Source organism: Klebsiella sp. HMSC16A12 (assembly GCF_001808265.1).
Taxonomy (GTDB): Bacteria; Pseudomonadota; Gammaproteobacteria; order Enterobacterales; family Enterobacteriaceae; genus Klebsiella; species Klebsiella pneumoniae.
Map to the genome: position 1 here is coordinate 27,280 of NZ_KV792617.1, position 9,252 is coordinate 36,531.

Annotated in this window: 9 protein-coding genes; 4 read left to right on the forward strand and 5 right to left on the reverse strand. The window is 59.9% G+C overall.

Annotated features, from left to right (window positions below):
- Positions 1 to 83: 83 nt before the first annotated feature.
- Positions 84 to 1,571, reverse strand: coding sequence for a carboxypeptidase M32 (locus HMPREF3140_RS14930; RefSeq protein ID WP_032424939.1), 1,488 nt, complete (start codon positions 1,569 to 1,571; stop codon positions 84 to 86).
- A gap of 216 nt (positions 1,572 to 1,787) precedes the next feature.
- On the opposite strand from HMPREF3140_RS14930, the gene HMPREF3140_RS29130 reads away from it, so the two are divergent.
- Complete coding sequence (locus HMPREF3140_RS29130; RefSeq protein WP_004206050.1) at positions 1,788 to 1,880, forward strand: KPN_01571 family protein; 93 nt, start codon at positions 1,788 to 1,790, stop codon at positions 1,878 to 1,880.
- A 30-nt stretch (positions 1,881 to 1,910) separates the two neighbouring features.
- Here the strand turns inward: HMPREF3140_RS29130 and HMPREF3140_RS14935 are convergent, their stop codons facing one another.
- On the reverse strand, positions 1,911 to 3,161 hold the full coding sequence (locus HMPREF3140_RS14935) for an MFS transporter (RefSeq protein ID WP_070553027.1): 1,251 nt from the start codon (positions 3,159 to 3,161) through the stop codon (positions 1,911 to 1,913).
- Between the two features lie 130 nt (positions 3,162 to 3,291).
- Between HMPREF3140_RS14935 and HMPREF3140_RS14940 the strand changes: the two genes are divergently transcribed.
- The 3 genes from HMPREF3140_RS14940 (at position 3,292) to bioD (ending at position 6,361) form a co-directional block, all read left to right on the forward strand.
- On the forward strand, positions 3,292 to 4,194 hold the full coding sequence (locus tag HMPREF3140_RS14940; RefSeq protein ID WP_002903700.1) for a LysR family transcriptional regulator: 903 nt from the start codon (positions 3,292 to 3,294) through the stop codon (positions 4,192 to 4,194).
- A gap of 123 nt (positions 4,195 to 4,317) precedes the next feature.
- Positions 4,318 to 5,538, forward strand: a complete 1,221-nt coding sequence (gene mlc, locus HMPREF3140_RS14945) for a sugar metabolism global transcriptional regulator Mlc (RefSeq protein ID WP_002903701.1) — start codon at positions 4,318 to 4,320, stop codon at positions 5,536 to 5,538.
- Between the two features lie 127 nt (positions 5,539 to 5,665).
- Positions 5,666 to 6,361: a dethiobiotin synthase gene (gene bioD / locus HMPREF3140_RS14950; protein WP_021313854.1), complete on the forward strand. Its 696-nt coding sequence runs from the start codon at positions 5,666 to 5,668 to the stop codon at positions 6,359 to 6,361.
- On the opposite strand, the gene clcB is transcribed toward bioD, so the two are convergent.
- The 3 genes from clcB to HMPREF3140_RS14965 all read right to left on the reverse strand — a co-directional run bounded on the left by clcB (position 6,314) and on the right by HMPREF3140_RS14965 (position 9,250).
- Positions 6,314 to 7,609 (reverse strand): voltage-gated ClC-type chloride channel ClcB, encoded by a 1,296-nt coding sequence (clcB, locus tag HMPREF3140_RS14955; protein ID WP_004148305.1) that lies wholly within the window; start codon positions 7,607 to 7,609, stop codon positions 6,314 to 6,316. The two genes, bioD and clcB, sit on opposite strands and share 48 nt — an antisense overlap.
- Before the next feature lie 133 nt (positions 7,610 to 7,742).
- Complete coding sequence (gene dmsD / locus HMPREF3140_RS14960; RefSeq protein WP_004209765.1) at positions 7,743 to 8,351, reverse strand: Tat proofreading chaperone DmsD; 609 nt, start codon at positions 8,349 to 8,351, stop codon at positions 7,743 to 7,745.
- Between the two features lie 41 nt (positions 8,352 to 8,392).
- The gene (locus HMPREF3140_RS14965; protein WP_002903710.1) at positions 8,393 to 9,250 is read right to left on the reverse strand and encodes a DmsC/YnfH family molybdoenzyme membrane anchor subunit; all 858 of its coding nucleotides are present in this window, start codon (positions 9,248 to 9,250) and stop codon (positions 8,393 to 8,395) included.
- Between the last annotated feature and the right edge of the window lie 2 nt (positions 9,251 to 9,252).

Here is a 9,252-nt window from a genome sequence, read left to right on the forward strand (position 1 = left end):
TTCCGTGAGTGTTTGGTATCGGCGTGTAACCGAATGTACAAGGCGGGAACGACAGGACGCGCCGGGTAGCCCGGCGCGTATGATTACAGGTAGCGAGTGGTCAGGTGCTCGCGGAAGTAGCGGCTATTAAGATCCTCACCGGTGGCCTGCTGAATCAACTGCGAGGTGGTGAAGCGGCTGCCATGCTGCCAGATATTCTGCCGCAGCCAGTCGAACAGGGCGCTGAAATCGCCTTCCTCAATATCGCGATCTAATGTCGGCAGCGCGCGGCGGGCCGCGGCCATCAGCTGCGCGGCATACATCGCACCCAGGGTATAGGAAGGGAAATAGCCGAATCCGCCGTCGGTCCAGTGAATATCCTGCATGCAACCATCCCGATAGTTGCCGGTGGTCGACAGCCCCAGCCAGTGCTGCATTTTCTCGTCCCACAGCGACGGGATATCATCTACCTCAATCTCGCCGTCGATCAGCGCACGTTCAATTTCATAACGCAGGATGACATGCGCCGGGTAGCTCACCTCATCGGCATCGACGCGAATAAAGCCGGGTTTCACCTGCTGATTCCAGGCGACAAAGTTGTCCTGGCTAAAGGCCGGCCGATCGCCAAACCGCTCGCGCACCGCCGGTAACAGGCGGTTAAGAAAACGCTCGCTGCGTCCCAGCTGCATTTCAAAAAACAGGCTCTGCGACTCGTGGATAGCGGTGGAGCGGGCGAGTCCTACGGGCTGGTCGACCCACGGGCGAGGCAGATTCTGCTCGTAGCGGGCGTGGCCGGTTTCGTGGATCACGCCGAACAGAGCGCTGAGCAGGTCTTTTTCGTTGTAGCGGGTGGTGATGCGCACATCCTGGGGTACGCCGCCGCAGAACGGGTGGGCGCTGATGTCGAGGCGCCCGCCGTCGAAGTCAAAGCCAAGGATACGCATCGCCTGCAGGCCCAGCTCCCGTTGTTCAGCAATGGGGAAAGGCCCCTGCGGGGCGACTAGCGTCTGCTTCGCCTGCTTCTCCACCGCCTGGCTAAGCAGGGAAGGTAGCCACGATTTGAGATCGGCGAACAGGCTGTCCAGCCGCGCGCTGGTCATATCCGGTTCGAAAATATCCAGCAGCGCGTCGTAGCGTGAGCCGCCCCTGGCATCGGCGCGGATCTGCGCTTCCTGACGGCTCAGTCTGACCACCTCGCGTAGGTTGTCGGCAAAGCCCGTCCAGTCATTGGCGGGACGCTGGCTGCGCCAGGCATGTTCGCAGCGGCTGCCGGCCAGCGATTTTGCTTCCACCAGGCTCTCCGGCAGCAGCGCCGCCTGATCGTACTGACGCTGCATTTCCCGCAGGTTGGCCTGTTCAACATCATTAAGATCCTGCTGGCGGGCCTCCTGTAACCATTGTCCCACTTTTTTATCGGTCAGGATCTGATGCTGCAGCACGCCGAGCTCGGCCAGCGCTTCGCCGCGTGCGACGCTCCCGCCCGGGGGCATCATCGCGAACATATCCCAGCCGGCGATGGCGGCGAGATGCGAAAAGCGCGACAGGCGCTGAAAGGTACGGGTAAGCTGCTGATAAGGCGTATTTTCAGTCATAGTGGCGTTCGGTCCGTGACAGGTGAATAAAGAGATTATCGCTTTGCCTCTACACTATCCTGATACGCCCGGCGGGTCGAGCGTTGCGCACAGGGGAAGGGAAAGACACATGGCGGGAGAATAAGCTCACCTCTGTGATCGGTGTGACAGAAAACGGTAACATATCGGTACTAAACTGTGATCGATTACACAGGTCTGGAGGTTCGGGGGTGGTTTATGAATCCGTTCACCTGGCTGTTTATTGCACTGCTGTCCGTTGATGCCGTCAGAGAGCTGATGGGCTTGTCTTCCATAATGGGCATGTGGTGAAACGTGGCCCGCAGGCCACGTCACACGCGACTATTTCAGTCGCTGATGTAAGCAGGTGCCGGTCAACAGCGCGGCAAGGAGCAGCAGCGCGATAAACCCACCGACGCCGTTCCAGCCGTAGTGATGCCAGAATACCCCGCCTAACGTCCCGGCAAGACTTGAACCCAAATAATAGCTGAACAAATACAGCGATGACGCCTGACCGCGGGCGCGGCGGGCGCGTGGGCCAATCCAGCTGCTGGCGACGGAATGCGCGGCGAAGAAGCCAGCGGAAAACAGCAGCATGCCGATGAAAATAAGCCACAGGGAAGAAAAGAGCGTCAGCAGCAGGCCGCAGAGCATCACCGCTGTAAAGCCAAGCATCACCGGCCCGCGGCCAAAGCGTACGGTCATGGCCCCTGCCTTCGGTGAACTCCAGGTCCCGGTGAGATAAGCTACCGACAGCAGGCCTACCACCGCCTGGCTTAACGACCACGGCGACATCATCAGCCGGTAGCCAATATAGTTAAACAGGGTGACAAAAGCGCCCATCAGCAGAAAACCTTCGACGAACAGCAGCGGCAGGCCACGGTCGCGCCAGTGCAGACGGAAGTTAATCAGCAGCGTTTTCGGTCGCAGCGAGGTCGGGCGGAAATGGCGCGACTCGGGCAGGATACGCCAGAACATAATCGCCGCGGCCAGCGCAAAGCCGCTGATCGCCGCCAGCGCCACGCGCCAGCCGAAGAAATCGGTAAAGACCCCGGTCAGCAAGCGGCCGCTCATGCCGCCGATGGAGTTGCCGCTGATATAGAGTCCCATCGAAAAGGCGACGAAACTGGGGTGGATCTCCTCGCTCAGATAGGTCATGCCGACCGCCGCTATGCCGCTCAGCGACAGGCCGATGAGCGCGCGCATAATCAGGATGCCGTGCCAGCTGGTCATCATAGTCGACAACAGTGAACAGCAGGCGGCCAGCAGCAGGGCGGTGACCATCACCGGCTTGCGGCCTATAGCGTCCGACAGCGGGCCGGTAAACAGCAGGCCCACCGCCAACATCGCCGTGGAAATTGAAAGCGAAATACTGCTGCTGGCCGGCGACACGCCAAACTCGTTCGACAGCACCGGCAGGATCGGCTGCACACAGTAGAGCAGGGCAAAGGTGGCCAGACCGGCGGAGAACAGCGCGAGAGTGACGCGCATAAACTGCGGGGTGCCACGCTTAATAAACGGATCCGGGCGGGATGCACCAGCGACGCTGACCTCGCCCGCCGGCACGGTGTCAACGGTTGTTGTACGACTCACAGAGAATTCCTTGCGTAGAAGTTGCTGCTTACCAACAGAGTGTTGTGACCATTCAGCTCACATTTTTAGGGTATGAAAATGTAAATATTCTGTCTAATATATTAATAATCTCAAATAAGACGTTTTAAATATGAATATCGAGTTGCGTCATTTGCGCTACTTTGTCGCCGTCGCCGAGGAGCTACATTTTGGCCGCGCCGCGGCGCGACTAAACATCTCTCAACCACCGCTAAGCCAGCAGATTCAGATCCTTGAGCAGCAGACCGGCGCTCGCCTGTTTGCCCGTACCAACCGCAGCGTCAGCCTGACTGCGGCCGGAAAGCAGTTTCTCGCCGATAGCCGACAAATCCTCGCCCAGGTAGATGAGGCGGCTGCTCGCGCCGCCCGTCTACACCATGGCGAAACGGGTGAGCTGCGCATCGGCTTTACCTCCTCGGCCCCTTTTATTAAGGCCGTCTCCGATACGCTATCGATGTTTCGCCAACGCCTTCCGGATGTGCATATTCTCACCCGCGAGACTAACACCCGCGAACAGATAGTGCCCCTGAGCGAAGGGGCTCTGGATTTGGGGCTGCTGCGCAATACTCAACTGCCGGACACCCTGGCGTGGGAGCGGGTTCTGCGCGAGCCGCTGTTGGCGATGGTCCCGGCGAATCACCCGCTGGCCCGCCAGCCCTCGGTCAGCCTGGCGGCGCTGGCGCGCGAGCCCTTCGTCTTTTTCGACCCGCACGTCGGCACTGGCCTGTATGACGACATCCTCGGCTTGCTGCGCCGCTACGGCCACACGCCGAAGATTGCCCAGGAGGTGGGGGAGGCAATGACGATTATTGGTCTGGTGGCCGCCGGCCTGGGGGTATCGATCCTCCCGGCCTCCTTTCAGCGCGTCCAGCTCAGTGAAATGCGCTGGCTGCCGATCGACGAACAGGATGCGGTATCGGAGATGTGGCTGGTGTGGTCTAAACACCATGAGCAAGGGGCACTGGCAAAACGCTTTCGTGAGGCGCTGCTCTCCTGGAAAAGCGAGCATAATTGAGGCGAAAAGGGGTTGGAAATGTGCGGTAAATCACAAGGCTAAGTAAAAATTTGACGTTCACCGTCGAAGTGCTTCACCATAGCCGAAAGTTTATTTCGAAGCGCGAAAATAAGGGAGTCAATGGTGGTAGCGGATAGTCAACCAGGCCATATCGATCAAATAAAGCAGACCAATGCGGGCGCCGTGTATCGCCTGATTGATCAGCTCGGCCCGGTATCGCGTATCGACCTTTCCCGATTTGCGCAACTGGCGCCGGCCAGCATCACCAAAATCGTCCGCGAAATGCTGGAAGCGCATCTGGTTCAGGAGACCGAGATCCAGGAGCCCGGCAGCCGCGGCCGCCCGGCGGTGGGGCTGATGGTGGAGACCGAGGCATGGCACTATCTGGCGGTGCGCATCAGCCGCGGTGAGATCCATCTTTCGCTGCGTGATTTAAGCAGTCAGCTGGTGGTGGAGGATCAGCTGGAGCTGGCGCTTACCGACAGCACGCCGTTTCTGACGCGCGTTATCGACCATATTGATCGCTTCTTTATTCGCCATCAAAAGAAGCTGGAACGCCTTACCTCCATCGCCATGACGATGCCCGGTATTATCGATACCGAAAATGGCATTATTCATCGCATGCCGTTTTATGAGGATGTTAAAGATGTCCCGCTCGGCGAAGCGCTGGCCAATCATACCGGGGTGCCAGTCTATATTCAGCATGACATCAGCGCCTGGACCATGGCGGAATCTTTGTTTGGCGCCTCGCGCGGCGCCCGGGACGTCATTCAGGTGGTCATCGATCATAACGTCGGCGCCGGGGTGATCACCGATGGGCGCCTGCTGCACGCCGGCAGCAGCAGCCTGGTGGAGATTGGCCATACCCAGGTCGATCCCTACGGCAAACGCTGTTACTGCGGCAACCATGGTTGCCTGGAGACGATTGCCAGCGTAGAAAGCGTGCTGGAGCTGGCGCAGATGCGCATGGCGCAGTCGATGAGCTCGCTGCTGCACCAGCGTCCGCTGAGCGTGGAGTGGCTTTGTCAGGCGGCGCTGCAGGGCGATTTGTTAGCTCGGGACATCATCAGCGGCGTGGGTAATCACGTTGGGCGAATTCTGGCGATCATGGTCAATCTGTTTAATCCGCAGAAAATTCTGATTGGCTCGCCGTTCAATCTGGCGGCAGAAATTCTTTTTCCGGCAATTTCCAGCTGTATTCGGCAACAATCTCTCCCAGCCTATAGCCGGCATATTACCGTTGAAAGTACTCAATTCTCCAACCGCGGAACGATGGCTGGCGCGGCGCTGGTTAAAGATGCGCTCTATAACGGATCCTTACTCATACGACTGTTACAGGGTTAACATTTTTTCATAGTCACACCAAAAATTGCGCTATCTCAAGCTGACCTCAGACGGCTTCACGTAGACTTTGCCCACCGTTGATTATTTCTCTCCCGTATATTTCATCGACAAAACTGTGGGGTTAGTGATGTTTAAGCGTTTCTTTATTACAGGTACAGACACCTCTGTCGGGAAGACAGTGGTTTCCCGTGCGCTGTTGCAGGCACTTGCTGCCAGAGGCAAAAGCGTGGCCGGGTATAAGCCTGTGGCGAAGGGCAGCAAAGAGACGCCGGACGGTTTACGTAACAAAGATGCGCTGGTGTTGCAGAGCGTCTCCACGCTGGCGTTACCTTATGAGGCTGTCAACCCCATCGCCTTAAGCGAAGACGAGAGCAGCGTGGCGCATAGCTGCCCGATCAACTACGGTCTGCTGTCCGATGGTTTGCAGCGTCTGGCCGCGCAGGTCGAACACGTGGTGGTTGAAGGCACCGGCGGCTGGCGCAGCCTGATGAACGACCTGCGGCCGCTCTCCGAGTGGGTGGTTCAGGAGCAGCTCCCAGTGCTGATGGTGGTGGGGATCCAGGAGGGGTGCATCAACCATGCGCTACTGACAGCCCAGGCGATCGCCAATGACGGTTTACCGCTGATTGGCTGGGTGGCCAATCGGATCAACCCCGGTCTGGCGCACTACGCCGAAATCATCAATGTCCTCAGCAAAAAGCTGCCGGCGCCGCTGATCGGCGAGCTGCCTTATCTACCGCGCGCCGAACAGCGTGAGCTGAGCCGCTACGTCGACTTAGACATGCTCGGCAACGTGATGGCGATAGATCGAATCCCGGCGTAACGTCCGCGACAGCACAGACGACACGACGCAGGTTATCAGCAGACCGGGCAGCAGCGTATACTGCCCGGTCATCTCGCAAATCATCAGGGTTGACATGATCGGCGCATGGGTCGTGGCGGCCAGAAACGCCGCCATGCCGGTCAGACCCATCATGATGGCCATTTCTTCACTTCCCGGTAGCCACAGCCTGCTGAAGCAGGCAAACAGCATGCCCATCGCCAGGCCGACAAACAGCGTCGGGGTGAAGACCCCGCCAGGCGCGCCGGAGCCGCTGCTGGCCAGCACCGCCAGCAGTTTGCAGATAAATACGCCCACCAGCAGCGCACCGGACGGCGGCAGCAGCAAATAGCTTTGCACTACGCTGTAGCCGTTGCCCCATACTGCCGGGGTGATGAGCGATAAGCCGCCGACAATCAGCCCGCCCAGCGCCAGCTGCCACGGCGGCGCCAGCTTCAGTTTAACGAATCCGCGGTGGCTGTAGTCCATCAGCCAGATAAACAGCGGCCCGCACAGCCCGGCCAGCAGGCCAGTCGCCAGCATTAAGCCATAGTGCAGGGCGCTGAGGTTTTGCTGTAACACGACGTGATACAGCGGCGCGGCGCCGCCATTAAGAAACTGCGTCAACAGCAGGGCGATCACCGCCGAGATCACCACCGGCCCAAGCGAGGCCAGCATCAGCGTGCCAAAGAGAATTTCAGCAATAAACAGGCTGCCGGCCAGCGGGGCATGATAGGCGCTGGCCATCCCGGCAGCCGCGCCGCAGGCGACCCATAGCTTCCATTCACTCTGCGGCGTGAAGCGACGGGCAAACAGCGAGGCCGCCAGCGCGGCCAGCAGGATCATGGCGCCTTCCCGGCCAATCGCGCTGCCGGTCACCACGACCAGCAATGACGCCAGCGATTTCACCAGGCTTGCCGGCGTATCGAAACAGCCGTCGCCGGTCTCCAGGGCTTCCATATAATCGGTGGCGGCATGCGGACGCGCGACGCTGCGTCGTTGCCAGAGCCAGAGTAAGGTTCCCGCCGTCAGGCCGCCCAGCGCGGGGGTAACCAGCCGACGCCACGCCGGCAGCGACTGTGCGGCGTTGACCAGGCTCCCGCTGTCATTACTGAGCAACAGCGTTTCCAGAACCACCATAGCGTGGCGAAACAGCGCCACCGCCAGGGCGGCGAGAAGGCCAATCAGGGTGGCGATCAGCAGGCGGCGAAACATCACCTGCACATCAGGATAGGGATGAAGACGATGCATTAGTCACGGCGAGGTTCAGAAAACATTGGCTTATTGTGATAGGGAATAACCTTAGATGCAAAAGCGATAAGTGCGGGTGAAAGGCTGGGAAGCGGCAAAATAAAACCGCGCCGGATATCGGCGCGGCGAAGGGTTAACGATAGAGCGGTTTTTGCGCCACGGCGATCGGCAGATTCTCCTGCCACTGCGCCAGAGTCGCCTGCGCCAGCTGACCCAGCGCCTGATAGAAGGGGTGGGCGGCATGGTCGACAAAGACGCTCAGGAAACGCCCGGACCACGGCAGCAGGTGCCAGGCCAGCAGCTGAGCGAACAACGCATCCTGCTCCGTTTCGCACAACCATGCCGCCAGGAGTAGCACGGTGCCGAAATGATCTTCCGGTTCGTTGCCATCGGCCTCCAGCGCGATACCGTTCTCGCGCATCCACTGGCGCAGAGCCAGCGTGGAATCGCCAAACAGCACAGACTCTTTATCCAGCCAGACAGAGCCCCAGGGCGGCGCCGGCAGGGCCCATGGCCCGATAAACAGGCGCTGCCAGGCTTCCGGCAACGTTTCTTCAGCCGATGCGGCAAACCCTGACGCCAGCGGGGCTGCGACCGGGAAGGGCCACTGCTGCTGCCAGCTCCCGTCCTGGAAGGCGGCGACCAGCGGCGCAATTTCCGCGCTATTCGGCGCATAAGAGAACAGCGCGCCCAGGGTGCGGGCGCTTAACGCGACGGCGTCGCGATTTGGGATCGGCATCATCACTTATTCCTTTCTGCGGCGCGCGCCTGCGCGCCGTCTCATTAACCGGCAACCGCCATACCGACGGTCATATGCAGACCATAAAACAGGCCGCGGCCAATACATTCGGCGATCAAGACCAGCAGCAGGCCGATCAGCAGCCCCGTAGCGCGCGGCGGCTGGCGGCGGATCAGCGGACATAGCCAGCAGCCGAGGCCCAGCGCCAGCAGTACCAGGCGTAGCGCCTGGAGTTTGCCGTAATCTGGCAGCAGGGTGGCCGCCTGCTGAACCGAGCTGTGAAGGGTACTGAGCCCGGCGCTTTGCATAATGATAACTGCGGCGCTGATGACCAGCGCGGCCACGCTCAGTCCGGCAAAAAACCAGCCGTTAAAGTCGACTTTCGCCAGCCGCAGCAGCAGGGCGGCAAACAGCGGCCCGCTGAGGAGCACCGTCAGAAAGAACGCGCTGGTGGTGTAGCCATTGTACCATGTTGGCACGGTATTGATTTGGTAAACCCGGGTCATTGCGAGGACAAACAGCAGCCCTAACAGCATGGCGATCGCCAGCCAGACTTTGCCCAGCGTCGCCGGCATTTTTTCCAGCACCGCCAGCAGCCACCAGAATCCGCCCACGGCGAAGAACAGAGCGCCGCTGGCGATTTCGTTGCTCAGCGCCGAGGCGCCGATGCGGTTCAGCGAGTTAAACGCGCGCAGCGGTGAACCGAGATGCATCACCGAAGCAAGAAAACCAATGCCCATCAACAGCCAGATAAAAAACATATTGCGCACCAGCCGCCGCCGGGCTTCCCGTTGGTCCCCCAGCGCCAGCCAGCCAAGACCGCTGACGATGGTCGCGCCGACCACGCACTGACCCAGCACCGTAAACAGCACCAGCGGCCATTCATGCCATCCGTTTCCCATCT